The organism is Planctomonas psychrotolerans (assembly GCF_008642235.1).
GTDB classification, from domain to species: Bacteria; Actinomycetota; Actinomycetes; order Actinomycetales; family Microbacteriaceae; genus Planctomonas; species Planctomonas psychrotolerans.
On sequence record NZ_SJEV01000001.1, the window covers coordinates 2,706,049 to 2,729,433 of the forward strand.

The 23,385-nt window shown below is 68.8% G+C and carries 26 protein-coding genes; 10 read left to right on the forward strand and 16 right to left on the reverse strand.

Features of this window, described 5'->3' with window-relative positions; all coding sequences use genetic code 11:
* Positions 1–21 precede the first annotated feature (21 nt).
* From EY822_RS12455 to EY822_RS12470, 4 genes are all read right to left on the reverse strand, one after another.
* Complete coding sequence (locus EY822_RS12455; protein ID WP_227497333.1) at positions 22–3,171, reverse strand: glycoside hydrolase family 2 TIM barrel-domain containing protein; 3,150 nt, start codon at positions 3,169–3,171, stop codon at positions 22–24.
* Positions 3,172–3,279: 108 nt separating this feature from the next.
* Positions 3,280–4,233 carry a carbohydrate ABC transporter permease gene (locus EY822_RS12460; RefSeq protein WP_150308545.1) on the reverse strand — a complete coding sequence of 318 codons (954 nt, stop codon included), beginning with the start codon at positions 4,231–4,233 and terminating at the stop codon, positions 3,280–3,282.
* 2 nt (positions 4,234–4,235) lie between these two features.
* The gene (locus EY822_RS12465) at positions 4,236–5,126 is read right to left on the reverse strand and encodes a carbohydrate ABC transporter permease (RefSeq protein ID WP_150308936.1); all 891 of its coding nucleotides are present in this window, start codon (positions 5,124–5,126) and stop codon (positions 4,236–4,238) included.
* A gap of 122 nt (positions 5,127–5,248) precedes the next feature.
* Positions 5,249–6,613 (reverse strand): ABC transporter substrate-binding protein, encoded by a 1,365-nt coding sequence (locus EY822_RS12470; RefSeq protein ID WP_150308546.1) that lies wholly within the window; start codon positions 6,611–6,613, stop codon positions 5,249–5,251.
* A 181-nt stretch (positions 6,614–6,794) separates the two neighbouring features.
* Here EY822_RS12470 and EY822_RS12475 point away from each other — a divergent pair, with 181 nt between their 5' ends.
* The gene (locus EY822_RS12475) at positions 6,795–7,136 is read left to right on the forward strand and encodes a DUF3140 domain-containing protein (RefSeq protein WP_150308547.1); all 342 of its coding nucleotides are present in this window, start codon (positions 6,795–6,797) and stop codon (positions 7,134–7,136) included.
* A 41-nt stretch (positions 7,137–7,177) separates the two neighbouring features.
* Here EY822_RS12475 and EY822_RS12480 read toward each other — a convergent pair whose 3' ends face one another.
* Positions 7,178–7,525, reverse strand: a complete 348-nt coding sequence (locus EY822_RS12480) for a hypothetical protein (RefSeq protein ID WP_150308548.1) — start codon at positions 7,523–7,525, stop codon at positions 7,178–7,180.
* A gap of 50 nt (positions 7,526–7,575) precedes the next feature.
* Positions 7,576–8,466, reverse strand: coding sequence for an aminodeoxychorismate lyase (locus EY822_RS12485; protein ID WP_150308549.1), 891 nt, complete (start codon positions 8,464–8,466; stop codon positions 7,576–7,578).
* A gap of 79 nt (positions 8,467–8,545) precedes the next feature.
* On the opposite strand from EY822_RS12485, the gene EY822_RS12490 reads away from it, so the two are divergent.
* Positions 8,546–10,159 (forward strand): DUF7059 domain-containing protein, encoded by a 1,614-nt coding sequence (locus EY822_RS12490; protein ID WP_227497261.1) that lies wholly within the window; start codon positions 8,546–8,548, stop codon positions 10,157–10,159.
* A gap of 16 nt (positions 10,160–10,175) precedes the next feature.
* Here the strand turns inward: EY822_RS12490 and EY822_RS12495 are convergent, their stop codons facing one another.
* The 3 genes from EY822_RS12495 to EY822_RS12505 form a co-directional block, all read right to left on the reverse strand.
* Positions 10,176–10,421 carry a hypothetical protein gene (locus tag EY822_RS12495; RefSeq protein ID WP_150308551.1) on the reverse strand — a complete coding sequence of 82 codons (246 nt, stop codon included), beginning with the start codon at positions 10,419–10,421 and terminating at the stop codon, positions 10,176–10,178.
* Positions 10,422–10,492: 71 nt separating this feature from the next.
* Positions 10,493–10,762, reverse strand: a complete 270-nt coding sequence (locus EY822_RS12500; RefSeq protein ID WP_150308552.1) for a hypothetical protein — start codon at positions 10,760–10,762, stop codon at positions 10,493–10,495.
* Between the two features lie 42 nt (positions 10,763–10,804).
* Positions 10,805–11,089 (reverse strand): hypothetical protein, encoded by a 285-nt coding sequence (locus tag EY822_RS12505; protein WP_150308553.1) that lies wholly within the window; start codon positions 11,087–11,089, stop codon positions 10,805–10,807.
* A gap of 128 nt (positions 11,090–11,217) precedes the next feature.
* Between EY822_RS12505 and EY822_RS12510 the strand changes: the two genes are divergently transcribed.
* Positions 11,218–11,697, forward strand: a complete 480-nt coding sequence (locus EY822_RS12510; protein ID WP_150308554.1) for a pyridoxamine 5'-phosphate oxidase family protein — start codon at positions 11,218–11,220, stop codon at positions 11,695–11,697.
* A 66-nt stretch (positions 11,698–11,763) separates the two neighbouring features.
* Here EY822_RS12510 and EY822_RS15485 read toward each other — a convergent pair whose 3' ends face one another.
* Positions 11,764–12,120 (reverse strand): hypothetical protein, encoded by a 357-nt coding sequence (locus EY822_RS15485; RefSeq protein ID WP_227497262.1) that lies wholly within the window; start codon positions 12,118–12,120, stop codon positions 11,764–11,766.
* 235 nt (positions 12,121–12,355) lie between these two features.
* Between EY822_RS15485 and EY822_RS12520 the strand changes: the two genes are divergently transcribed.
* The 3 genes from EY822_RS12520 (at position 12,356) to EY822_RS12530 (ending at position 15,378) form a co-directional block, all read left to right on the forward strand.
* Positions 12,356–13,153 (forward strand): MBL fold metallo-hydrolase, encoded by a 798-nt coding sequence (locus tag EY822_RS12520; protein ID WP_227497263.1) that lies wholly within the window; start codon positions 12,356–12,358, stop codon positions 13,151–13,153.
* 64 nt (positions 13,154–13,217) lie between these two features.
* Positions 13,218–14,807, forward strand: coding sequence for a carboxylesterase/lipase family protein (locus EY822_RS12525; protein WP_227497264.1), 1,590 nt, complete (start codon positions 13,218–13,220; stop codon positions 14,805–14,807).
* A gap of 37 nt (positions 14,808–14,844) precedes the next feature.
* Positions 14,845–15,378, forward strand: coding sequence for an 8-oxo-dGTP diphosphatase (locus EY822_RS12530; RefSeq protein ID WP_150308556.1), 534 nt, complete (start codon positions 14,845–14,847; stop codon positions 15,376–15,378).
* Here EY822_RS12530 and EY822_RS15490 read toward each other — a convergent pair.
* A complete protein-coding gene (locus tag EY822_RS15490; protein WP_227497265.1) occupies positions 15,368–15,967 on the reverse strand; it encodes a Rho termination factor N-terminal domain-containing protein in 600 nt (199 codons plus the stop codon). The genes EY822_RS12530 and EY822_RS15490 overlap by 11 nt on opposite strands.
* Positions 15,968–16,097: 130 nt before the next feature.
* Here EY822_RS15490 and EY822_RS12545 point away from each other — a divergent pair, with 130 nt between their 5' ends.
* The 3 genes from EY822_RS12545 to EY822_RS12555 all read left to right on the forward strand — a co-directional run bounded on the left by EY822_RS12545 (position 16,098) and on the right by EY822_RS12555 (position 19,084).
* Positions 16,098–17,276 (forward strand): inorganic phosphate transporter, encoded by a 1,179-nt coding sequence (locus EY822_RS12545; protein WP_150308939.1) that lies wholly within the window; start codon positions 16,098–16,100, stop codon positions 17,274–17,276.
* Positions 17,273–17,527: a hypothetical protein gene (locus tag EY822_RS12550; protein WP_150308557.1), complete on the forward strand. Its 255-nt coding sequence runs from the start codon at positions 17,273–17,275 to the stop codon at positions 17,525–17,527. The genes EY822_RS12545 and EY822_RS12550 overlap by 4 nt, the downstream gene beginning before the upstream one ends.
* 192 nt (positions 17,528–17,719) lie before the next feature.
* On the forward strand, positions 17,720–19,084 hold the full coding sequence (locus tag EY822_RS12555) for an NCS2 family permease (protein ID WP_150308940.1): 1,365 nt from the start codon (positions 17,720–17,722) through the stop codon (positions 19,082–19,084).
* A gap of 23 nt (positions 19,085–19,107) precedes the next feature.
* Here the strand turns inward: EY822_RS12555 and EY822_RS12560 are convergent, their stop codons facing one another.
* A complete protein-coding gene (locus EY822_RS12560; protein WP_150308558.1) occupies positions 19,108–19,479 on the reverse strand; it encodes a hypothetical protein in 372 nt (123 codons plus the stop codon).
* Positions 19,480–19,550: 71 nt separating this feature from the next.
* Complete coding sequence (locus EY822_RS15495; protein WP_227497267.1) at positions 19,551–19,715, reverse strand: hypothetical protein; 165 nt, start codon at positions 19,713–19,715, stop codon at positions 19,551–19,553.
* 56 nt (positions 19,716–19,771) lie between these two features.
* Between EY822_RS15495 and EY822_RS12565 the strand changes: the two genes are divergently transcribed.
* Complete coding sequence (locus tag EY822_RS12565) at positions 19,772–21,298, forward strand: aspartate ammonia-lyase (RefSeq protein WP_150308559.1); 1,527 nt, start codon at positions 19,772–19,774, stop codon at positions 21,296–21,298.
* 107 nt (positions 21,299–21,405) lie between these two features.
* On the opposite strand, the gene EY822_RS12570 is transcribed toward EY822_RS12565, so the two are convergent.
* From EY822_RS12570 to EY822_RS12575, 3 genes are read right to left on the reverse strand one after another with little or no spacing between them, the layout of a single operon-like run.
* A complete protein-coding gene (locus tag EY822_RS12570) occupies positions 21,406–22,110 on the reverse strand; it encodes a hypothetical protein (RefSeq protein WP_150308560.1) in 705 nt (234 codons plus the stop codon).
* Between the two features lie 41 nt (positions 22,111–22,151).
* Positions 22,152–22,298, reverse strand: a complete 147-nt coding sequence (locus EY822_RS15500) for a hypothetical protein (protein ID WP_227497268.1) — start codon at positions 22,296–22,298, stop codon at positions 22,152–22,154.
* Positions 22,299–22,307: 9 nt separating this feature from the next.
* Positions 22,308–23,192 carry a fumarylacetoacetate hydrolase family protein gene (locus EY822_RS12575; RefSeq protein ID WP_150308561.1) on the reverse strand — a complete coding sequence of 295 codons (885 nt, stop codon included), beginning with the start codon at positions 23,190–23,192 and terminating at the stop codon, positions 22,308–22,310.
* Positions 23,193–23,385 lie beyond the last annotated feature (193 nt).

The window sequence follows — 23,385 nt, forward strand, 5'->3', positions numbered from 1 at the left end:
CTTTCCCGGGCTGGGGACACGTCACGCGTGCTGCTCATCGTCGGATGCGTCGCTCAGGTGGATTTCGAACACCCGGGCGCTCGGCCAGTTGGCGTGCTCGGGAAGCACGTCGATGCCGCACGCGCGGGATCCGAGCCCGTGCTGGCGTTCGTCGAGGTACAGGTACACGTGGTCGCTCGGCGGCAGTTCGTGCGGGTGACGTGCCGCGTCGAGCTCGTGCGGCGTGTAGCGACTGAGCGTGAAGCCGGCGCGGTGCCCGGACGTGTCCGCGAAGGTGCAGACGGCGATCCGGCTCCCGGTGCGGTCGCCCACCACGAGTTCGCGCAGGGCACTGCGGTGACCCGTCTCCTGCGGTCGCGAGTACACGACGCCGAGGTCGTCGATCGCCGACGTGTGCCGACCGACGAGGGCGGCCCGCCTGCTGTCGGGGTACGACTCGTGCGGCCCGGTGCCGAACCAGGAGGCCGTGGTGAGGTCGGCCGGCAGGTCGAAGCGCACCCCCACGCGCGGCCAGGTGACCGACCAGTCGGGGGTGGGCACCACCTCCACGCGGAGCTGGACCCCGTCGGAGTCGAGGGTCCACCGGTAGGTGACGTCGACGCCGTGGCCGCTGTTGGCCGCGGAGACGCGCACCGTCGTGGTGAGCGAGGTCTCGTCGGCGACGACACCCTCCACGCGGTGCACGAGCCGGTCGAGGCCGGCGGCCCGCCATCGAGCCTCGGACGACGGGCCGGGGGACCCGGCACCGAAGGTCAGCGCGGGGTCCGCGAGCTCGTAGGAGCCACCGCTCGCCCCCCGGTCGTTGTCCGTGGGAGCGCGCCACAGCTCGAGTCTCGGTCCGCGGACCTCCGTGCGCCCGAGGCGGATCAGTGACCCCGTGGTCAGGTCGAACTCGGCATCACCGAGCCGGTGCGTGCCGGACCGGAGCACGGCGCCGATGGTGCCGGTCACCGCGGACGAGGTCGTCGGCCCGGACGGCATCGAAGAGGGCGGCGAGGTCGGGGACGCCGGCATCACCTGGGCGGGGAACGACGCGGCGCGGATCTGGGGCGTCACGTCGAACTGCGCCACCGCCACCACGTGACCGGCCTTCGCCCACGGCATGTCCCGCACCAGCGAGGCGCGCACGGTGATCCACAGCTCGCCGAACTTCGCGTTCGCGAGCGGCGAGCCCTCCGGGAGCGGGGGCATGACCTGCTCCAGCGCCTCGGCGAGCGTGGCCATGCCGGTCTCGCCCGCGGCGATGACCGGCATGTCGAATCCGTCGCCGTCGACGACGGCTCCGTCCTGCTCCAGCGTCCAGGAGAACTCGAGGTGCGAGGTGTCCAGGGAGTGGTACGCGTTCGTCACCTCGAGCAGATGGCCGTCGGCGTCGTCCGTCGTGCCGAGCAGGCTCCCGAAGCGGATCGGCTGCGCGACGGCGGCGAACTCGATGAGACCGGGCGTCGCGGTGTCGTCGGGCAGCACGAGTCCGTCCATGACGAAGTTCCCGTCGTGCACCACCTCGCCGAAGTCGCCGCCGTACCCGTAGAACGGCGTGCCGTCGGGGGTGGTCGTGAGAACGCCGTGATCCCGCCACTCCCAGATGAACCCCCCGTGCAGTCGCGGGTACCGGTCGACCAGCGCCTCGTACTCGCTGAGGGCGCCCGGCCCGTTCCCCATGGCGTGCGCGTACTCGCAGAGCAGGAAGGGCCGGCTGCGCAGCCGTGCCGCCTCGGCGGGCGAGGCGTCGAGGAGTTCGCCCGGGAGCTCGTCGCTGCCGATCGACTCCGTCTCCTGCAGGTTCGAGTACATCCGGGAGTAGATGTCGGTGTACGCGCCCTGGTGGTCGCCCTCGTAGTGCACCGGCCGACCGGCGTCGCGGCGGTGCACCCACTGCGCCATCGCCGCGAGGTTCCGCCCGGTGCCCGCCTCGTTGCCGAGCGACCAGATGACGATCGACGGATGGTTCTTGTCCCTCTCCACCGTGCGCTCGATGCGGTCGAGGTAGGCGGCCTCCCACTGGGGGTCGTCGCTCGGGTTGCCGGCCCAGTCGAGGTACACGAAGCCGTGGGTCTCGAGGTCGCACTCGTCGATGACCCAGAAGCCGAGCTCGTCCGCGAGGTCGAGCACGCGGGGGTGCGGCGGATAGTGACTGGTGCGGATGGCGTTCACGTTGTGCCGCTTCATCTGCGCCATGTCGGCGCGCGCGTGCTCCTCGTCGAACACGCGTCCGCGCTCGGGGTGCGTTTCGTGCCGGTTCACGCCGTGGAAGACCACGCGACGGCCGTTCACCGTGAAGACGTCGCCCTCGATGAGCACCGAACGGAAACCGAGGCGGAGCTCGACCGTCTCCGCCGCGCTCGCCATCGTTGCGGCGTACAGGCGAGGCGATTCGGCGCTCCACGGGTCCACCGCGTCCACGAGCACGGGGGCCACGTCCTCGGGCCCGTTCCAGGTGGTGCTCACGTTGAGTTCGGGGACCGAGAGGGTGACGGGGAACGCACTCGGTGCGGCCGTCAGTTCCACCGTGACGAGTCCTGCACCGCTCTCGTGGGCGAACTCCGAGCGCACCCACACATCGTCGATGCCACCGGCCGGTCGGCCGAGCAGTGTGACGTCGCGGAAGATGCCGGGCATCCACCACTGGTCCTGGTCCTCGAGGTAGCTGGCCGCGGACCACTGGTGCACCCGTACGACGAGCACGTTGTCGCCGGACCGCACGAGGGAGGTCACATCGAATTCCTGCACGAGGCGACTGCCCGTGCCGACGCCGACCTCGGAGCCGTTCAGCCACACCCGGTAGGTGGATTCCACGCCGTCGAAGCGCAGCAGCACCCGCTCCATGGACTCCCACAGCTCGGGCAGGGTGAAGGACCGTCGGTGGTCGCCGGTGGGGTTCTCGTCGGGGACCCGTGGCGGGTCGATGGGGAAGGGGTACTGCACGTTGGTGTAGGCCGGTGCGCCGTACGCACCGTCGCCGTGCAGCACCCAGTGCGAGGGGACGGGCAACGTGTCCCAGTCCGAGTCGTCGAAGGTCGGATCGGCGATCGAGTCATCGAGCCGTGCGGTCGGGGAGAGCCGGAACCGCCACTCCCCGTTCAGCGGAAGCGACGGCGCGTCGCTCTTCAGCCAGGAGCGGGCGGGGGAGCGAAGGCCGGAGCCCGGCGCGACGTCTTCGAAGTAGGGCAGGGGAGGCACGGGCTAACCATTCGCTGGTGGTGCGGTGGATCGACTCGCGGCGCACGGAGGCCGCGCCGAAAGGATACGTGGCGAATGCCACCGAGGAGAAACGACGCGCTAACCCTTGACAGCGCCGTCGGTCAGGCCACCGCGCCAGTACCGCTGCAGCACGATCATCGCCACGATCAAGGGGATGATCGAGACGAGCACCCCGCCGGTGGTGAGCTGGTAGAACTCGGGCAGTCGGTCGACCTGGCTGCGCCAGTTGTTCAGCCCCAGAGTGATGGGGTAGAGCTTGCTGTCGGCCAGCATGATGAGGGGCAGGAAGAAGTTGTTCCAGATGCCGACGAGCTGGAACAGGAACACGGTGACGAGGGCGGGGGTCATGGCCCGGAGCCCCAGAGTGTGGAAGATCCGCAGCTCGCCTGCTCCGTCGATCCGTCCGGACTCGATCACCGAGTTGTCGACCGATGCCTGCGCGTAGATGCGGCAGAGGAAGAGGCCGAACGGCGAGACCAGCGAGGGAATCAGCACGCTCCAGTAGGTGTTCGAGATCCCCATCTGGCTGAACAGCAGGAACAGGGGGAGCGCGGTCGCGGTTCCGGGCACGAGCACCCCGCCGAGCACGGTGCCGTAGACGATGTTCTTGCCGCGGAATTCGTACTTCGCCAGCGCGTACCCGCCGGCGGCGGCGAAGTAGGTGGCGAGGAGCGCCCCGACACCCGCGTAGAGCACGCTGTTCATGAACCAGCGCACGAAGATGCCGCCGTCGTAGGTGAAGACCAGCCGCAGGTTCTCCCACAGGTTGAACGTGGGTGCGAGGAGGAACCCGTTGGTGGCGAAGAGGTCCTCGGTGGTCTTCGTCGCCGCGATGACCACGTAGTAGATGGGCACGAGGAAGTAGATCGCGACGACGACGAGGATACCGGTCACGATAATCGTCGACGTCCTGCTGCTGCCGACACCGACCGTGTTCCCCCTGTGCTTGGCGGGGGCGATGTCGACCGCCGGATCCGAGGCGGGGTTCGGGTTCGGCGTCGCGTCCGACGGCGGGCGAAGCGTTGTCGTCATGGTCAGGCGCCTTCCTTGTCCGCGCGGGACGTTCTGTTGACGATCGCGAGGAACGCGAACGACAGGACGAACGCCGCGAGCGCGATGATCACCGCCTGCGCGGATGCGATGCCGTAGTTGTTGAACGCGAAGGCGTTCGTGTAGGCGCTGAGGTTCGGCGTGTACTGGCTGTCGATCGCGGGCGACGAGGTCTGCAGCACGAGCGGCTCGGAGAAGAGCTGCAGCGTGCCGATGATCGAGAATACGGTCGCGAGGATCAGCGCGGGCCGGATGAGCGGAAGCTGAATGGACCAGGCGATCTTCCAGCTGCCCGCTCCGTCGACCCGGGCGGCCTCGTAGATCTCGCCGGGGATGGACTTCAGCTGCGCGATGATGATCAGCATGTTGTAGCCGGTGTAGGTCCAGGTCACGATGTTGGCGATCGACCAGAGCACGGTGTCGGGGCCGAGGAAGTCGATGTCGAGCCCCATGGCGCCCGCGATGTCGAGCACCGGGCTGAGGCCCGGGATGTAGAGGAAGCCCCACAGGATGGTCGCGATGACGCCGGGCACCCCGTACGGCATGAAGTACGCGGCCCGGAAGAATTGCGGCCAGCGGGCGCTCGCCGACTCGAGCAGCAGTGCGAGCACGGTGCACAGCACGATCATGACCGGCACCTGCACGATGCCGAACAGCAGCACCCTGCCGATCGACGCGGTGAAGCTCGAGTCGGAGAGGGCCTGCGCGTAATTGTCGAATCCTGCGAAGGAGTTCGTGATGCCGTCCTCGCCGAACAGTCCCTGGCGTTGCACGCTGGTGAAGCTCGTGGCGACGGCGGACAGGATCGGGAGGATGAAGGTGAGGATGAACAGGGCGAGGAAGGGGGCGAGGAGGATCCACGGCGCCCTCTGCATCGATCCGTTCCGCCCACCCGGACGGGACCGTGGGCCCTGCGGACCGGTCGTGACCGCCGGGCGCGGGGCGGTGACGGTGCTCGCGCTGCGGCCGGCCGACGAGCCGGACGCGCGGTCGGCGCTCACTGGCCCGCCACCCGAACGGTGAGCCCCTTGTTGCGGAACGCGGCCGCCACGTCGCGCTGAACGATGGACAGCGTGTCGACGAGGGTCTGTCCGCTGGTCAGCTTCTTTCGGAACCCGTCCCCCAGCGCGTTCAACGTGTACTGCGTGAGGGGCGACCACACCCAGTCGAGATTCTGCTGCTGCGCCATGGGCACGAACACCTCCTCGTTGTAGTTCTGTCCGCTGAAGAACTCGCTGGGCTGCTGCCTCAGTTCACCGATGTAGTCGGTGGCGGGCGACCAGCCGATGCCCGAATTCGCGATCATGGCGTCAATCCCCTCCGGCGAGGTGGTCATCCACACGATGAAGTCGAGTGCCTCCTTCGGGTGCGGACTGTTGGCGAGCACCGCGGCGGTCGATCCGCCGAGGTACGTCGACCCGAAGCCGGTGTCGCCCCAGGTCTGCATCGGGGCCACCCGCCATTTGCCCTCCCCGCCGCTCACGCTCTGCACCAGTGCATCGCCCCAGGAGGCGCTCGTGACGGCGAGGATCTTCCCGTCCGAGGCGGCCGCGTACCACGGCGGCGAATAGGCGCCGAACGACGTGTTGACGATGTCCTCGTCGATCGCCCGGTCGAAGAACTCGGCGACCATCACCGTCGCGTCGTCGGTCATGTCGATGATCCACTCGTCGCCCTCGGTGTCGAACCACACGGCTCCCGCCTGAGTGGCGTAGGCGGTGAAGACCGACGCGTCGGCGACCGGGAACGTGTCGAGATAGGTGTCGGGTCCGAGGGTGCGGACCTCGGCCGAGAGCGCCGCCCATTCGTCCCAGGTGGCGGGAGGAGTGGCGCCGATCTGCTCCAGGGGCTCGGTCTGGTAGTAGAACGCCATCGGTCCGGAGTCCTGAGGTATGCCGAAGACACCGTCGTTGAACTGCACCTGGCTCCACAGTCCCGCGTCGTAGCGGTCGGCGTACTCCTCGGCGCCGTACCGGCTCAGGTCGACGAGACCGTTCTGCAGCAGGAACTCCGGAACCTGCCGGAGCTCCACCTGCCCGATGTCGGGGCCTCCTCCGGCGGCGAGTGCGGAATACATCTTCTGGTATCCACCGCTGTTACCACCCTGGATCCACACCGCCTCCACCTGGATCCGCGGGTTCTGCGCGTTCCAGACGTCGGCCACGTTCTGCAGGTCCTTGAGCCACGACCAGTAGGTGAGAGTGACGGTCTCGCCCTCGGCGATCGCGGGGATGACGTCGAGGGAGTTCACCGAAACCGCACCGGGAGTCGCACAGGACGAGAGCGCCGCGGTCGCCGCAGCGCCGGCGCCGAGGCCGAACAATTGACGCCGGCTCAGTGAACGTTGTCGTATCGGTTCCATGTCGGACCGTCCCATCCCCATCGATGTCGCTTCACGGTGTCACCCGCCAGTGCCCAGCCTAGAACTCATCCGCCATGACGCAAGGAAATATTTCCTTCCGTGCGGAGGTGCCGTCCGCGAGCGCGGCGCCGACGGTCGACGGACCGCGGCGATCGCCGGCGCGTCGGCGTAGCGTGGCGCCATGGCTGAATACGCGAAGGGGCTCGACGACGTCTGGGACGATTGGTCGGAGGCCGTGAACATGACCCGCAGCGAACTGCAGAAGTGGCTCGACACCGAGGAGTCGACATCGGTGGGCGACACCGGCGGGGAGGGCGAGTCCACGGGACACAAGTCCGGGCGCCGCATCGTCGACATCCTCGACAAGAAGAAGGGCGAGCTCACCGAGTCGGACGTGGAGTGGATGCGCAAGGTCGTCGGTTACGTGCACCGCCACCGCGCGCAGGGTCCCGCCCACGACGTGGAGCACTCCAAGTGGCGCTACTCGCTGATGAACTGGGGGAACGACCCGCTCAAGGACTGACCGGCACGGGAACGGACCCCGCCCGCGCCGCCTTACTCCACTTACTCCGCGGGTCGTTCAACCCGGCCGAGCATCCGCCACACCGCCGTGGACAGCGGCGGGAAGTCGAGCGCGATCTGGCGCAGCACGCGGTACTCGAAGTCCCGGGCGTGCTGTGCCGACGCGGTCGGATGGTGAGCTCGGGCGCGTTCCAGCTGGAGTTCGCCCTCGGCCAGTGCGTCCGCGCGAAGGGTGGCCACCACCTGCTCGTCCACGGTGGGAAGCTGCCACATGAAGTCCCAGGGGTCATCACCCTGGCGGCACCGGATGTCGATGACGACCTGCAGTTCGTCGCGGGCCTCCTGGCGCAGCAGCTCGAGGCTGATCAAACGACGCGTCGTCACTGGCATCCTCCTTCCGGTCGCGCGTTCCCTCCACGGTACGCCCCGCCGGGGGAGGGTCAGGTCACCCGCGCCAGGAGGTGGGCGTTGATGTCGCCCGTGAGCGCCGTATCGATGTCGCGGGCGACGCCGTCGAGCTCGCGGATCGGCGCGGCATGCCGCACGCTCGACACCAGCCAGGCGGCATCCGAGGTCGCGAGGTCGCGAGGGGTGAGCGGCTTCACCGCGGTGGCCAACCCCACCGACTCGGCGTACTCGAAGATGCTGGCCTGGGTTGTGCCCGGGAGGATGCCGAAGTCCGTAGGCGGAGTGACCAGTTCCCGTCCGGCCCGCAGAACCAGCGTCGAGGTGGGGCCCTCGAGCACATATCCGTCGGTCGTCGTGAAGATCACGTCATCCGCTCCCCGGCGTGCCGCCTCCCGGAGCGCCGCCCGGTTCACCGCGTAGGAGAGGGTCTTCGCGCCCTGCAGCAACCACGGTGCGCTCTGCTGCACGGTGCTCGGGTAGCCGCGGTCCAGGGTCACCACGCGGATGCCCTCGGCGCGCGCCGCCCGGAAGTCGGCGCTCTGCTCGAGGTACACCCACCCGGTCGGTGCCGACGCCCCCTCGACGCCGCGGGTGAGGACGGTCTTCAGCATGGCCTCCGGAACCGGGTCGTGCTGGTCGATGGCGGCGAGGATGGCCGCGCGCCAGGCGTCGAGGTCGGGTGCGGGCAGCTCGAGCATCGTCGCGGACCGTGCGAACCGCGCGAGATGCGGCTCCAGCGCCTGGGGTCGACCGGATGCCACGCTGATCGTCTCGAAGATCCCGTCGCCGCGCGTCACCCCCAGATCGAGCACGTTCACGGACGGCGACCGCGGGTCGAGGCTCGCGTGGGGAGGTGCCGCGGCGTCCAGCGGGTCGGCGTCGAGCGACGGACGATTGAGCAGCATGAGCACGGGTGCGGGCATTCCCTCACGCTACCCGTCCTCGCACCGCGACCCGCCGCCGGATGCGCGGCGACCGCGGCCGGACCGGTTGAATGGGGTGGTGATCGCTCCAGGAACGAATACGAACGCCCGGACCGCCGACATCGAACGCCTCGCCGCGGATCTCGACCGGGCGGGATTCACCGTCGACGCGGTGACCAGCCTCTGGGGTCCCGCCGCCGCCGCGGCGCTCGGCCGGGGCAGGGTCGAACCCGCGCTCCGGGCCCTGCAGGCTCAGCACCCTTCGGCACCGGCACTCGTCACGCTGGCCCGCCTGTTCGTGCTCAACGCGCCGGTCCCTTCGGACGAGCTCGACACCGCCCTGCCGACTCTGGGACGGGAGGGCGCCGAGCGTCTCGGCCTCGTCGGTGGCGTTGCCGGGACGGGTGCCGGCGCCGCCCCGAACGGTGACGCCGACCTCGTGCATCCGGCCGCCGACCTCCGGCCCTACAGCTTCGTCGACGCGCACGGCGTCGGCGCCTGGTGGGTCGTCTCCGACCTCGGTGAGATCGCGCGAGATGGCGCCCTGGACGAGGATCACGTGCTCGGCATCGGGGGCGCGTCCACCACCCTCAGTGGATTGATGATGAGCCGACCGGTTGCCAGCGCACTCGACCTCGGCACGGGCTGCGGCATCCAGGCGCTGCACGCATCGCGGCATGCGGTACGCGTGGTGGCCACGGACATCTCGGAACGCGCCCTCCGCATCGCCGACCTGAACACCCGCCTCAACGGCGTCCGGACCGTCGAACTGCGGACGGGCAGCCTGTATGCACCCGTGGCGGGGGAGCGCTTCGACCACATCGTGTCCAACCCGCCGTTCGTCATCACCCCGCGCGCCGCCGACGTTCCCTCGTACGAATACCGCGACGGAGGCATGATCGGCGACGATCTCGTGCGCGAGGTGGTACGCGGCGCCGCCGACCACCTCACCGAGGGTGGTGTCGCTCAGATTCTCGGCAATTGGGAGTACTCCGGCACCGGCGACGCGTTCGACCGCCTTTCCGAATGGCTGGACGGCACGGGCCTGGATGCGTGGATCATCGAACGTGACGTGCAGGACGCGCCGCTCTACGCCGAGACCTGGATCCGCGACGGCGGAACGAAACCCGGGACACCGGAATTCGCCCGTCTGTACACGGCCTGGCTCGACGACTTCGAGCAGCGCGGGGTGACCTCCGTCGGATTCGGCTACATCACGCTGCGGCGACCGTGGGCGGACGCCGCCCCGACGATCCGGGTGTTCGAGCGCCTCGCGGGAGGACTCGGCCACAACCCGTCCGGGCTCGGGGACCACATCGCGGAGTGTCTCGCCGCCCGGGACTGGTTGGCGGCCCGCGACGACGACGCCCTGTCCCACGAGCGCGTGACCGTGGCCCCCGACGTCACGGAGGAACGGCACTACTGGCCGGGTGAGGAGGATCCGACCGTGCTGACCCTCCATCAGGGTGCGGGCTTCGGCCGCTCCCTGCGGGTCGACACCGCCCTCGCCGCGGTCGTCGGCGCCTGCGACGGCGAACTGACGATCGGCGCCATCCTCGGCGCCGTCGCCAGCATTCTCGACGTGGATGCCGACGCGCTACGGGATGAGGTGCTGCCGCAACTTCGGGACCTGATCGCCACGGCGATGCTGCTGCCCGAACGGCTGGATATGAGCGGCGACTCCGCGGGCTGAGCCGCGTCGCCTTCCGCTAGGGCTCCTCGTCGCCGAGGTCCACGTCTTCCGGAGACAGGTCGCCGTCCGCGTACGTGGGCTGCGCCTCGCCCGGCATGCCGCCGATCGGGCCGTCCTCTCCGTCCGCCTCGTTCGGGAGCACCGTCTCACCGGCCACGGCGTCGTTGGTCACCGTCTCCCTGGCTCGCGCATCGTCGAGGATCGGGTCGTCATTCCCGTTGTCGTCCGCCGCATAGGGTGCGGCATTGTGCGAATCCGTCATCGTGTCAGCCTTCTCGTCGTCCGATGGATGGGAGGGGGTTCGGCGTGCGTCGCGCGCGGTCGGGCCGCTGCTCAGCGTCCGGCTTCGGGCTTCGGGTGTCCCGGGATGGAATCCCCGCTCATGTTGAGTTCGGACGGGTCGACCTCGACCTCGCCCACGTCGTCCGGGCCGCCGGTTCCGGGGAGGACCTGCACGTCCTCCGACTCGACCTCCGGGTCGTCCAGGGTCTCGCTGGTGCGGGGCTCGTCCTGCTTGCCCTCGGTGTCACGCTCGCTCGCCGGGTCGTACTCCGGAACGATCTCTGCGCCGAGGTCGGAATTGATGCGATCGTCGTTAGTCATGGCTCGACGCTACGCCCGCGGCGGAGACCTGGCTATGGCGCGCTACGAGTGGCCCTGCGCCGCCTCGTCGGGGTCGAAGTCGTCGACGGCGCCGTCCTCGACGGAGACGTCGGTACCCGGAATCGTGTCGTCCCCCGACGCCGAGTCGCCTGCCGACGAGAGCCCGCTCTCGCCCGGGATATCGGTGTCGCCGAGTGTGTCGGTCGCGGTGCCGTCGGGCACCACTCCCGCGGCGCTGGGGCCCGCCGTGTCCTCGCCCGGCATGTGGGCCTGTACGCCCGGAGTCTGCCCGGTGCTCACCGTGTCGCTGTCACTGTTGTCCGTCATGGTCGGAGGATACGCGCGAGCCGGAGCTTCCGCACCCCCGCCCCACGTGCGCGCGCTGTGAACAACGCGGGTGAGTCGGCGTAGCGTCGAGGCATCCGGCAATTCACCCCACGATCGAAGGAGCACTCATGGCACAGGACGACGGCGCGAAGAAGGTCGCGGCACTCGTGAAGGACATCCGAACGGCGATGCTGACGACCGTGGAGCCGGACGGCTCGCTCGTCAGCCGGCCCATGGCCGTGCAGGAGGTGGAGTTCGACGGCGATCTCTGGTTCTTCACCGACGCGAGCTCGCGCAAGGTGGCCGAGATCGGACGGGACACCAAGGTGAACGTGTCGTTCAGCTCATCGAGCGCCTGGGTGTCCATTTCCGGCAACGCGACCGTCGTCGACGATCTCGCGAAATCGAAGGAGCTGTGGAACACCGTGGTCGAGGCGTGGTTCCCGGATGGTCCCGAGACGCCCGGCCTGCGTCTGGTCAAGGTGACCTCGGAGACCGCCGAGTACTGGGACACTCCGGGCAAGCTCGCCACGGTGATCAGCTTCCTCAAGGCGAAGGCCACGGGCGAGCCGTACTCCGGCGGCGACAACGAGACCGTCGCACTGTAGCGGCTGCCACGCGAGAACTGGACACGGCCCCGCGTTTCCGCGGGGCCGTGTCCTGTTCGTGCGGCGTCAGGCGGGGGTGGGGTCGTCGCCGTCCGCCTCGTCGCTGTCGCCTTCCAGGCCTTCGACGATGCCGTTGGTCTGATCGAAGGGGTGAGCGGGATCGCCGAGCGACCCGATGTTGTCCCCGTGGTCGGACCCGGCGGAGGAGCTCGTGTTCACGTCGTCGCTGACGGTCCGGGAGTCGGTAGTGGTGGTCGAGCCCGTCGTGCCGAGTCCGCTGTCGTCGGTGACAGTGAGGTCGTCGGCATTGATGGGCACCGCGTCCCCGGAGGCGCGGTGGGCGGCAGCACCGGTGGTTCCGGCAGTGCCGTCGGCGGACAGATCGTTGCTGGGGTTCCCGCGGAGCGGTTCATTGTTCGTCATGCCCCGACACTACGCCCGGGAGCCATAACGCAACAGGGCCGCCGCGGCGAGCGCCTCGAGCAATCCGGGCGCCGGAGGTCCCGTGCCACCGGTGCAACGGGAACGCGCGCGCGCCTTCGTTCCGCGCCATATCGCGCGGGATCGCCGGCGGACGCCCGGTCGCGTCGGGCAGCGTTTCATCGTTCGGTCTAGCGTTGCAGACAGGAATTCCCGCGACGCACCCGAGAGGTCGAGAATGACTCACAGCCTGCTTTCCCGCTCCATCACGGGGCGACGCACCGGGCAGCCCGTGTTCACCCGCAACGTGGCCGAGGGCATTCACCGTCTGGAGCACGCGTACGTGAACGTGTATCTCGTCGAGGACGGGGCCGACATCACCATCGTGGACACCGGCTTTCCGGCGACCTGGCCGCTGGTGGAGCGGGCCCTCGCAGTGCTCGGCCGGACCACGTCCGATGTAGTTGCAATCGCGCTCACCCACGCTCACTTCGATCACCTCGGATTCGCCGCCCACGCCTCCGCCGATCTCGGCGTCCCGATCTGGACGCACGAGCGCGAGGAGTACATCGCGCGGCACCCCTATCGCTACGACCACGAGAAGAACCGCTTCCTGTATCCGCTTCTGCATCCGCGCTCCCTGCCGATCCTGGTGCGCATGGCCGGCGCCGGGGCGCTGTCGGTGCCGGGGGTGACCGGACTCCATCGCTGGCAGCCCGGCGACACCGTCGACATCCCCGGCCGTCCCCACGTCGTCTTCAGCCCGGGCCACACCTTCGGCCACAGCGCACTGTTCTTCCCGGACCGGGACGCCCTGCTCACCGGAGACGCCCTCGTCACCCTGAATCCCTACACCGGCAGTCGCGGTCCCCAGATCGTGTCCGGAGCCGCCACCGCCGACAGCGCCGAGGCCCTGCGCTCGCTCCGGGCGCTCGCCGACACTGAGGCGGGAACGGTGCTGCCGGGTCACGGCGAGCCGTGGCGGGGCGGCATCGAGGCCGCGGTGGCCATGGCGGAGGATGCCGGACCGTCCTAGTCCGGCCGGCCCGCGCTGCAGCCTCCCGCAGTCGGCACAGATCGAAGCCCGTTACCATCGGACGGTGACTACGACCGCCAGAAGCTATCGCCCGTCCGAACTGGACGTGACGGTCACGGGTGGCGTGGTGCGGGGTGTGCGCGAACGCGCGGTCGAGGCGTGGCGCGGCATCCCCTACGCGGCCCCGCCGACGGGCGAGCGCCGGTTCCGTGCTCCCGAGCCCGTCATCCCCTGGAAGGGTGCGCGCTTCGCCGAGCAGTTCGGCAAGGTGGCGCCGCAGTCGCGGTCGGGCGTGTTTCTCGGCGCCGACGACGGCACACCCATGGGGGAGGACTGCCTGACGATCAACGTGCTCGCCCCCGCGGGCGTCGCGCCCGTCGCCTCCGCTGCCACGCGAGCCGCGCAGCTGCGACCGGTCATGGTGTTCATCCACGGCGGGGCCTACAGCGTCGGATCGTCTCGCGAGTCTCCCCAGCAGGGCGAGGTGCTCGTTCGCGAAGGCGGCGTCCTGTACGTGAGCTTCAACTATCGCCTCGGTGCACTCGGCTATATCGACTTCCGTCGGTACTCCACGCCCGAGCGGCCGATCGAGGCGAACCTCGGCCTCCGCGACCAGGTCGCCGCCCTCCGCTGGGTGCGGGAGAACATCCTCGCCTTCGGCGGCGACCCCGACAACGTGACGCTGTTCGGTGAATCGGCGGGCGGAAACGCCGTCACGACCCTCATGACCGTGCCCTCCGCGGCGGGACTGTTCGCCCGGGCCATCGCCCAGAGCCCGCCACCGAATGCCGTCTATCCGGCCGAGCTCACCATGCGGTGGGGCGAGGAGTTCGTCGCGACCCTGGCCCGCACCGTGCGGGGCCGGAGAAGTGCCGCCGAGATCACCCCCGAGGCGGGCGCGGAACTGATCACCACGACCGGCTGGTCCACGCTCGTCGCCGTGACGAACGACATCATGCTGCGCACTCCCGACGAGAACCCCGGCACGATCAGCCTGTGTCCCGTGATCGACGGCGACGTGCTGCCGGAGCGGCCGCTCGACGCCTTCAAGGCGGGCCGGGCCGCACGGGTTCCGCTGATCATCGGTACCAATGATCGTGAGGGGTCGCTGTTCACCCGGCGTCTCGACATCCTGGCCACGACGCCCGACCGGATCGCCGCGGTGTTCGCCAACACCGACGAGGTGGGGAAGGACGAGATCGTCGCCCAGTATCCGAAGCTTCCCGCCAAGCGTGCCGCGCTGGACTTCGGCGGCGACTACTCGTTCTGGTATCCCACGGTGAAGGTGGCCGAGCGGCACTCGCGGTTCGCTCCCGTGCACTTCTACCGGTTCGATGTGGCACCCCGCCTGCTGAAGATCCTGGGCCTCGACGCCACCCACGGGCTCGAGCTCTACGCGCTGTTCGACCGCATGGACAACTGGCTCGGCCGGGGGATGACGGTGCTCGGCGGGCGACGCGCGTTCCTCGCGGCCGGCGCCCGCATGCGACGGGTGTGGCTGTCGTTCGCTCGGGACGGCAGCGTCGACGAGTCCTGGCCGGAGTACGAGGAGGACACGCGCAGCACCCTCATCTTCGACTCGGTCGACCGGGTGGAGTCCGACCCGCGCGGCGACCGGAGGCTGGCGTGGCAGCACTTCGTTCCCCACGTGTGATCGTGACCGCAACGGTCGCCCTCATCGAGGCAACCCCGTGACTCCGACCACCGAACCCGCGCGGAATCCCGAGCTCCCGCAGGTCTGCGTGTGCTATCTCGTGCGCCGCGGCACAGACGGATCAGCCGAGGTGCTGCTCGGCCGCAAGAAGAAGGGCCTCGGCGTCGGCAAGTACGTAGCGCCCGGAGGCAAGCTCGAGCCGGGGGAGAGCCCCCGCGAGGCGATGGTGCGCGAGGTGCAGGAGGAGGTCGGACTGCGGGTGGCGGCCGACGACCTGGTCCCCCTCGGACTCCTGACCTACCTCTTCCCCACGCGTCCCGCCTGGAGTCAGCAGTCGTCGGTGTACACCACCACGAGATGGACCGGCACACCGACCGAATCCGACGAGCTCGCCCCCGAGTGGTTCCCGGTCGGAGCGCTGCCGCTCGAGTCGATGTGGGACGACGCCAAACGCTGGCTGCCGGCCGCACTCGCCGGTGCCCGCGTCGAGCGCACGTTCACCTTCGGTGCCGACGAGTCCACCGTCGTCGAGCCGGAGATGAACGCGCCGAAGGCGCCCGTCAGCGGGTGAGGATGCGCTCCAGGAGATCGGCCTTCCGCAGCCGGTAGTACCCGGTGAGACCGAGAGTGCGGGCGCGATCCCGCAGTTCGGTCACGGTCCACGTGTCGGTGGGCTGCGATCCGGAGCCCGCGGCCGTGCGGCTGTCAGCGGCGGACTTCCGCGATGTCGGCTTCACCGTGCTCTTCTTCGCCGAACTCTTCTTCGACCCGGACTTCGTCGACCCGGCGTTCTTCGAGACGTTATTCGCGGCGTTCTTCGAGCTTGCGTGCTTCGAGGAGGTCGATGACGTCTTCGAGGCCGACTTCGCCTTCGTGGCCTTCGGGTCCGACTTCGCCTTCTTGTTCGATGTGGCCTTCCGGTCCGACTTCGTCTTCGTGTCCGACTTCGCCTTCTGGTCCGACTTGGCCTTCTGGTCCGACTTCGCCTTCTTGTCCAACGTCGATTTCTTGCGCGACGTGGCCTTGGTGTCTGTCGTGTCGGACTTCTTGCCCTTCGTGGCCGACTTCGACGCCTTCAGTACCGATGCCTTCACGCCGGTTCCCTTCTCCTCGTCGGAGGGAGACTTCTTCGCTGCCTTCTTCTTGCCGCCGGATGCCATGGAACTCCTTCGATTGGGGGACCCCCAGTCTTCCACTCCCGGCGATCGCAGGCGGAGCCCCCGCGCGTTCATCGGGCGTTCACGTGCGGTTAGTATCGGGCACGATGTATTCCTACGCAGAGATCACGTGATGGATTTCGCCCTCATCGTCGTGCTCGTGATCGCGCTCGCTCTCATCTTCGACTTCACCAACGGTTTCCACGACACGGCCAACGCGATGGCCACGCCCATCGCCACGGGCGCCATGAAACCCCGCGTCGCGGTGGCCGTTGCCGCTCTCCTGAACCTCGTCGGTGCGTTCCTCAGCACCGAGGTCGCCCGAACCATCTCCGGTGGTCTGATCCGGGAGGGTGAGGACGGCGTCCGCATCACGCCGGAGATGATCTTCGCCGGCCTCATCGGTGCCATCACGTGGAACCTCATCACCTGGCTGCGCGGGCTCCCGTCCAGTTCGAGTCACGCCCTCTTCGGCGGCCTCATCGGAGCGGCCATCATCGGCGCCGGTCTCCAGTCGGTCGACTTCGGTGTCGTGCTGTCCAAGGTCATCCTCCCCGCGCTGCTCGCGCCCGCCATCGCGGGCTTCGTCGCCTACGCCGCCACGCGTCTCGCCTACTCGATCACTCGTCGGTCGTCCGGTCCGAACGAGCGCGGCGGGTTCCGCAAGGGCCAGATCTTCACGTCGTCGCTCGTCGCCCTCGCGCACGGGACCAACGACGCGCAGAAGACCATGGGCGTCATCACCCTGGTTCTCATCGCGGGCGGGTATCAGCTGGCCGACACCGGTCCGCAGTTCTGGGTCATCACGGTGTGCGCCATCGCCATCGCGCTCGGCACCTACATGGGCGGCTGGCGGATCATCCGCACCATGGGCTCCGGACTGACCGAGGTGAAGCCGGCGCAGGGCTTCTCGGCGGAGGCGTCCACGGCTGCCACGATTCTCGCGTCGACCAACCTCGGATTCGCCCTCTCGACCACGCAGGTGGCCTCCGGCTCCGTGATCGGCTCCGGGCTCGGGCGGCGTGGTGCATCGGTGCGCTGGAAGACCGTCGGCAGGATCGCCGTCGGCTGGTTGCTCACCCTCCCGGCTGCCGCGGCGGTCGGCGGCATCGCGGCCATCATCGCCCAGCTCGGCATGCTCGGCATCGCGATCGACGCCGTGCTCGGCACCCTCACCATCCTGGGCATCTGGCTCTGGTCGCGCCGCCACCGCGTCGGTCCGGCGAACGCCATCGAGCTCGACGTCGCGGGCACCGCCATCCGTGGTCGCAAGGCGACCGCACGCAAGCGCAAAGAAAAGCTCGGCGCATGATCGACTGGGCCGACTTCGCGATCGTGGCGATCGCGTCCCTGGTGGGCGCCGGCGTCGTGGTCGCCCTGTTCTCGCTCGGGGTGCGTCTCCACGCGGAAGGGACCGAGTACGACGATGACGGACAAAAAGTGTCCGTCACCGGGATCCGCTCGCGTGCGGCCACCGTCGGTGGCTACTTCTGCTTCGCGCTGTGCGGTCTCGCCGCGCTGTACGGCGTGTACCTGATCGTCCCCGCGCTGCACGGCGGCTGACGCCGGTTCTCCGCCCGTCGATCCTCCCTCTAGGATGATCGACGGCCCATCCGGCGCCGCAGACCGCATCCACGCCCCCCCATCCCCCCGGGAGTCCCCATCTCTGGAGTCGAGCGGCCGCGCCGCACCCTGCACAGCGTCCTCGACCGACACTTCTCCATTGCGGCACGCGGTTCCACCGTGAGCCGCGAGGTGCGCGGTGGACTGGTGACGTTCGTCACCATGGCGTACATCGTGATCCTGAACCCGCTCATCATCGGCGGATTCGGCCCGGAGTCCGCCGCCACCGACGTGGAGGGCGGCTATCTGGCGGCCGCGGCGGTCGGCGCGGTGACCGCACTGACGGCCGGTGTGATGACGATCCTGATCGGCGTCGTCTCTAACCTGCCATTCGGAATCGCGGCGGGACTCGGCATCAACTCCTTCCTCGCGGTCAGCGTCGTCGGTTCGGTCACCTGGTCGGAGGCGATGGGGTTGGTCGTGATCAACGGCCTCATCATCGTGCTGCTCGCGTCCACCGGGCTGCGGGCATTGATCTTCAATGCCGTGCCCCCGCAGTTGAAGACCGCCATCACGGTCGGAATCGGCCTCTTCATCGCCTTCATCGGCTTCGTCGACTCCGGCTTCGTGCGGTCGAGCGGAGCCGCGTCGCCGCCCGTGCAGCTCGGCGAAGGGGGATCCATCGCGACCCTGCCGACCGTGGTCTTCGTGATCGCGCTCGTGCTCATGGGCGTGCTCATGGCGCGGAACGTGAGGGGCGCACTGCTGATCGGCATCATCGCCAGCACGGTCATCGCCATCGTGGCGGAGGCGGTCTTCCGCGTCGGCCCGTCGCTCGGCACCAATCCGGACGGTTGGAACCTCAACGCCCCCGTGCTGCCGGAGGCGATCGTGTCGCTTCCCGACCTCTCCCTGATCGGCGCATTCGACTTCGGCGCGTTCGAGCGCATCGGCGCCCTGTCGGCCTCGATGCTGATCTTCACCCTCGTGTTCACGAACTTCTTCGACGCGATGGGAACGATGACCGGGCTCGCGAAGGGTGCGCACCTCGCCGACGCGAACGGCAACTTCCCTGGTCTCCGCTCCGGCCTCATCATCGAGGGCGTCGGCGCGGTGGCAGGCGGGGCGACGTCGTCGTCGTCCAACACGATCTTCATCGATTCCGCGGCGGGGATCGGTGAAGGCGCCCGCACGGGACTCGCCTCGGTCGTCACGGGAGTGCTGTTCCTCGCGGCCATGTTCTTCTCACCGCTCACGCAGGTGGTGCCGCTCGAGGTGGCGGCCGCCGCACTGGTCGTCGTCGGTGCGCTCATGGTGGCGCAGATCCGCGACATCGACTGGACCGAGTTCTCGGTGTCGCTCCCGGTGTTCCTCACGATCATCGTCATGCCGCTCACGTTCTCGATCGCGAACGGCATCGGCGTCGGCTTCATCAGCTGGGTGCTCGTGCGCTCCCTGGCCGGTCGCGCCCGGGGCATCTCACCGCTGCTCTGGATCGTCGCCGCCGGTTTCCTCGTGTACTTCGCACGCGGGCCGATCGAGGGCCTGATCGGCTAGCCCTCGATCGGCACCGCTGCGCGTCAACCGCGGTACTGGTCGCCTTCGGCGCCGCTCGTCGTGCCATCGGAGCCCACCGAGAACGGGGTACCGTCGGCGGTGACCGACGGACCGCCGTCGCTTGAGGAGTCGCTGTCGCCGGACGGGCCGCTGTCACTCGACGAGCCGCTGTCGCTGGATGCGTCACCGGGCGTCAGGACGGTCTCCGCGACGCTGTGCAGCAGCGGAGCCTTCGTCTCGACCGCACCGTCCACCTTGGTCACGAAGCGCTGCACGGCGGGCTTCTCCCAGGCGGTCTTGGCGGCGTCGGCGATCTTGCTGTACTGCTCGCGGCCGGCCTTGGCTCCGAGGATGTAACCGGTGCCGAGTCCTGCCAGGAAAATCAGCTTGCTCATGTGGTGCTCCGTTCGATGAGGGGCGGGTATGGAGCAACGCTACGCCGGGCGATCCCGGCCTCCTAGGGGTGTTACGCCGGAGTGTCCCGGTCGAGCGGAGCTTCGGGATCCACATCCGGCTCCTCTTCCACCCGTTCGTCGGAATCCACCGTCGGCAGCACGGTGGGGAACTCGTCCCCGTCAGCGAGGTCGACGAGGCGTTCTTCGTTGGCATCCGGTTCGAATTCGTTTCCCATGCGTCAAGGCTACGCGTGCCGAGGGAATTCGCCCCCTCCGGCGATAGCGTGAGGGGATGACACCGCAGCGACGCGAGCGACCCTTGTCCGTTGACGTCCCAGGGGAGCCGGCCGGTTCCGGCGCAACGCGCATCGAGACCGACTCGCTCGGCAGCATGCAGGTCCCCGCGGGAGCGTACTGGGGGATCCACACCGCCCGCGCTCTCGAGAACTTCCCGATCAGCCGCCGACCGGTGAGCGTCTATCCCGATTTCGTGCGCGCCTTCGCGATGGTCAAGCAGGCCGCAGCTCGCGCCAATGCCGAGATCGGAGTTCTCGACGCAGCGAAAGCGCGGCTCATCGACGAGGTCTGCTCGGAGATTCTGGACGGACACCTGCACGACCAGTTCGTCGTGGGGGTCATTCAGGGCGGCGCGGGGACCAGCACGAACCTGAACGCCAACGAGGTGATCGCGAACCGGGGGCTGGAGAAGTCCGGGCATGCGTTCGGGGCCTACTCCTTCCTGCATCCCCTGGACGACGTCAACCGCAGCCAGTCCACGAATGACACCTATCCCACGGCCCTCAAGATCGCGCTCAGCCTCTCACTGCTCGGACTCCTCGACGAACTCGAGGAACTCCGCGGATCGTTCCGCGCCAAGGCCGACGAGTTTGCCGGCGTGCTGAAGATCGGTCGTACCCAGCTCCAGGACGCGGTACCGATGACGCTGGGGCAGGAGTTCCACGGGTTCAGCACAACTCTGGGGGAGGATCACGCGCGCCTGTCGGAAACGCTTCCGCTGCTCGCGGAGATCAACCTCGGCGCCACGGCCATCGGCACGGGCATCACCGCCGATCCCCACTACGCGCCGGCGGTGTGCCGCCACCTCCGCGACATCAGCGGGCTGCCGCTCGTAACGGCATCGGACCTCATCGAGGCGACGAGCGACGCCGGCGTGTTCATGACCCTCAGCGGCACCCTCAAGCGGTCGGCCATCAAGCTGTCGAAGATCTGCAACGACCTTCGCCTGCTCTCCTCGGGTCCGCAGGCCGGGTTCGGCGAGATCAATCTCCCTGCGCGGCAGGCGGGCTCCAGCATCATGCCGGGCAAGGTGAACCCCGTGATACCGGAAGCCGTGAATCAGGTCGCCTTCGCGATCGCCGGTGCGGACGTGACGGTGACGATGGCGGCGGAGGCCGGTCAACTGCAGCTGAACGCCTTCGAACCCGTCATCGCGCACTGTCTGCTGCAGTCGGTCGTGTGGCTGCGGAACGCGGCCCGCACCCTGCGGGTGCACTGCATCGACGGCATCACCGCCAACTCCGAGCGGCTTTCGGCGCAGGTCGACAGTTCGGTGGGGGTGGTGACCGCCCTCGCTCCGTACATCGGCTACGCCGAGGCGTCCCAGCTTGCGAAGACCGCACTCACCTCTTCCTCGACCATCGCCGAGTTGGTGGTGCAGAACGGTCTCATGACGCGGGAGCAGGTGCTGAAGCTGCTGTCGCGCGACCGTCTGGCCGGCATCGAGCCCGTCACCGCGGCGCTCGCCGTGATCACCCCCGACATGCTGGGTGACCTGGGCGGTGACGCGCCGCACAGCTGACGGCCCGCGACGGAGCGGGGAGCAGGCGTGCGGCTACCGTGCGGGGTGAGATCGCGCGGGGTCGGACCGTGCACAGTCCGACCACGCGGGGGTCGGAGCGTTCGAGATCAGACCGTGCGCGGGAAGTGCCCGGGGTCGTCCGTTCCGAGTTCGTCGGCTCCCATCGTGGTGGCCTCCTCGGCGTCGAGGTCGGAATCCTCGAAGTCGCTGTCGTCGAAGTCGGCGAGCGCGTTGTCACGCCGTTCACCGGCCGAGAAGACGGCTTTCGCGCCGGCCTCGCTGCCACGCTGGCGAATGTCGTCGGCCGTCTCGGTCACGCGGGTACGCGCCTCGGTGGCGGAACCCACCACCTTCTCGCGTACGTCCTCGGCGGTGTGGCTGACCGTGTCGGCGACGTGCTTGGCCGAGTCCGCCACCTGCCGTGCCGTGTCCACCATCTGCCGCGCGGTTCCCGAGAGGAGCGAGGAGACGTCGCGCGACGTCTTCGTCACCCGATCGGACACATCGTGCGCGGTACCGGTCACGCGCTCGGTCACCTCTTGCGCGGTGCCGGTCACCCTGTCGGAGACGTCCTTCACGGTCTCGCTGAGCTTGACCGACGCATCCTTCGCCGCGACCGTGACCTTCTCCTGAACCACGGGAGCATTTTCGGTCACGAACCGCTGGGCGTCGGCCACGGACTGCTGCACGCGCGGATTCTCCCAGAGCTCCTCCGCCGCGTGCACGATCTCCTCGTACCGGCGTCGACCGGCGCGAGCGCCGAGCACGTAGCCGAACGCGGCGCCGGTCAGGAACACAAACTTGGCGAACATGACAACTCCTTCTCGGAAAAACGTTGTGTCGTTCCTCCAGCCTAGGAGGAGGTGCCGTCCCCATCGAGGTCGGCCGATCCGTGCTGATCGGCGGGGCCCGCCTCATCGGAGCCCGCAGCCTGGAAGTCGGCGTCGGCAGGCACGGAGTGGTCGGTGATCGGATCGGCCTGGCGCTCGTCGGAAGTCATGGACCGACCCTACGCCCGAGCGAAGCGCGTGTGGGTGGTGAGTTCTCCGATCCCCTCGACCGACACCGTCACCGTCGATCCGTCGACCAGGAACACCTGCGGGTCCCGCGAGTAGCCGGCCCCGCTGGTAGTGCCGGTCGAGATGAGGGTGCCGGGCATCAGGGTCGCCGAGCGCGAGAGGAAGGAGATCAGCTGCGCCACGGTGCGCACCATCTCGCTCGTGCTGCCATCCTGCAGCACCTCTCCGTCGACGATGGCGCGGATGCGCAGATCCTGCGGATCCGCAACCTCGTCCCGGGTCACCACGACCGGCCCGGTCGGAGTGAAACCATCGAAGCTCTTGCACCGGCTCCACTGCTGTTCCGAGAACTGCAGGTCTCTCGCCGTGATGTCGTTGACGACGGTGTACCCGAAGACGTGATCGAGCGCGTTCTCCACCGGCACGTCCCTCGCCGGGGTGCCGATGATCACACCCAGCTCCACTTCATAGTCGACCTGCTCGGTGAGGGACGGGGACCACGACGTCTCGCCGCCGTGCCCCGCGAGGGAGTTCGGCCACAGCGCGAACACGGTGGGGGCGGACGACGTGACGATGTTGAGCTCGTCGGCGTGCGCCCGATAATTCAGGCCCACGGCATAAATCGCGGGCGGTCGGAGGATCCCTGAATCGAACCGGGTGTCCGCCAGCGGGGTGGTGCTCACACCCGACGCGCGCGCGCGATCGAGGACCGCCGTCACACGGGAGACCTCGTCGGCGCCCCTCTCGATGAGGTCCTGCAGGTCCCGGGGAGCGTCGTCCAGGATCTCGTCGAGGAACAACGCCTCGCTGGTGTCGGCGAGCACGGCAAGGCGGGTGGTGGTGTCGCCGTCGGCGATCAGATGCGCGAATCTCACACGTTCGAGGGTATCGCGGTCGCTTTACCGGGGGACCACTCGGACGGCCGGACCGGATGAGAGCACTCGCCGCTCACAACGGAGCCCGCCCGAACCTGGAGACCACGCGCGATCCGCTTCCCCGCGGTGCGATCGATCTCGGTACGGGCGGGCTCACTCCTTCCGGCGCCGGGGGCGGAAGTGCCAGCTGCTT

Coding starts and splice junctions, on each gene's coding strand:
- EY822_RS12460 (WP_150308545.1), bottom strand. CDS start 4,233: ATGACGACAACGCTTCGCCCGCCGTCGGACGCGACGCCGAACCCGAAC.
- EY822_RS12465 (WP_150308936.1), bottom strand. CDS start 5,126: ATGCAGAGGGCGCCGTGGATCCTCCTCGCCCCCTTCCTCGCCCTGTTC.
- EY822_RS12470 (WP_150308546.1), bottom strand. CDS start 6,613: ATGGAACCGATACGACAACGTTCACTGAGCCGGCGTCAATTGTTCGGC.
- EY822_RS12475 (WP_150308547.1), top strand. CDS start 6,795: ATGGCTGAATACGCGAAGGGGCTCGACGACGTCTGGGACGATTGGTCG.
- EY822_RS12480 (WP_150308548.1), bottom strand. CDS start 7,525: ATGCCAGTGACGACGCGTCGTTTGATCAGCCTCGAGCTGCTGCGCCAG.
- EY822_RS12485 (WP_150308549.1), bottom strand. CDS start 8,466: ATGCCCGCACCCGTGCTCATGCTGCTCAATCGTCCGTCGCTCGACGCC.
- EY822_RS12495 (WP_150308551.1), bottom strand. CDS start 10,421: ATGACGGATTCGCACAATGCCGCACCCTATGCGGCGGACGACAACGGG.
- EY822_RS12500 (WP_150308552.1), bottom strand. CDS start 10,762: ATGACTAACGACGATCGCATCAATTCCGACCTCGGCGCAGAGATCGTT.
- EY822_RS12505 (WP_150308553.1), bottom strand. CDS start 11,089: ATGACGGACAACAGTGACAGCGACACGGTGAGCACCGGGCAGACTCCG.
- EY822_RS12510 (WP_150308554.1), top strand. CDS start 11,218: ATGGCACAGGACGACGGCGCGAAGAAGGTCGCGGCACTCGTGAAGGAC.
- EY822_RS15485 (WP_227497262.1), bottom strand. CDS start 12,120: ATGACGAACAATGAACCGCTCCGCGGGAACCCCAGCAACGATCTGTCC.
- EY822_RS12520 (WP_227497263.1), top strand. CDS start 12,356: ATGACTCACAGCCTGCTTTCCCGCTCCATCACGGGGCGACGCACCGGG.
- EY822_RS15490 (WP_227497265.1), bottom strand. CDS start 15,967: ATGGCATCCGGCGGCAAGAAGAAGGCAGCGAAGAAGTCTCCCTCCGAC.
- EY822_RS12545 (WP_150308939.1), top strand. CDS start 16,098: ATGGATTTCGCCCTCATCGTCGTGCTCGTGATCGCGCTCGCTCTCATC.
- EY822_RS12550 (WP_150308557.1), top strand. CDS start 17,273: ATGATCGACTGGGCCGACTTCGCGATCGTGGCGATCGCGTCCCTGGTG.
- EY822_RS12560 (WP_150308558.1), bottom strand. CDS start 19,479: ATGAGCAAGCTGATTTTCCTGGCAGGACTCGGCACCGGTTACATCCTC.
- EY822_RS15495 (WP_227497267.1), bottom strand. CDS start 19,715: ATGGGAAACGAATTCGAACCGGATGCCAACGAAGAACGCCTCGTCGAC.
- EY822_RS12565 (WP_150308559.1), top strand. CDS start 19,772: ATGACACCGCAGCGACGCGAGCGACCCTTGTCCGTTGACGTCCCAGGG.
- EY822_RS12570 (WP_150308560.1), bottom strand. CDS start 22,110: ATGTTCGCCAAGTTTGTGTTCCTGACCGGCGCCGCGTTCGGCTACGTG.
- EY822_RS15500 (WP_227497268.1), bottom strand. CDS start 22,298: ATGACTTCCGACGAGCGCCAGGCCGATCCGATCACCGACCACTCCGTG.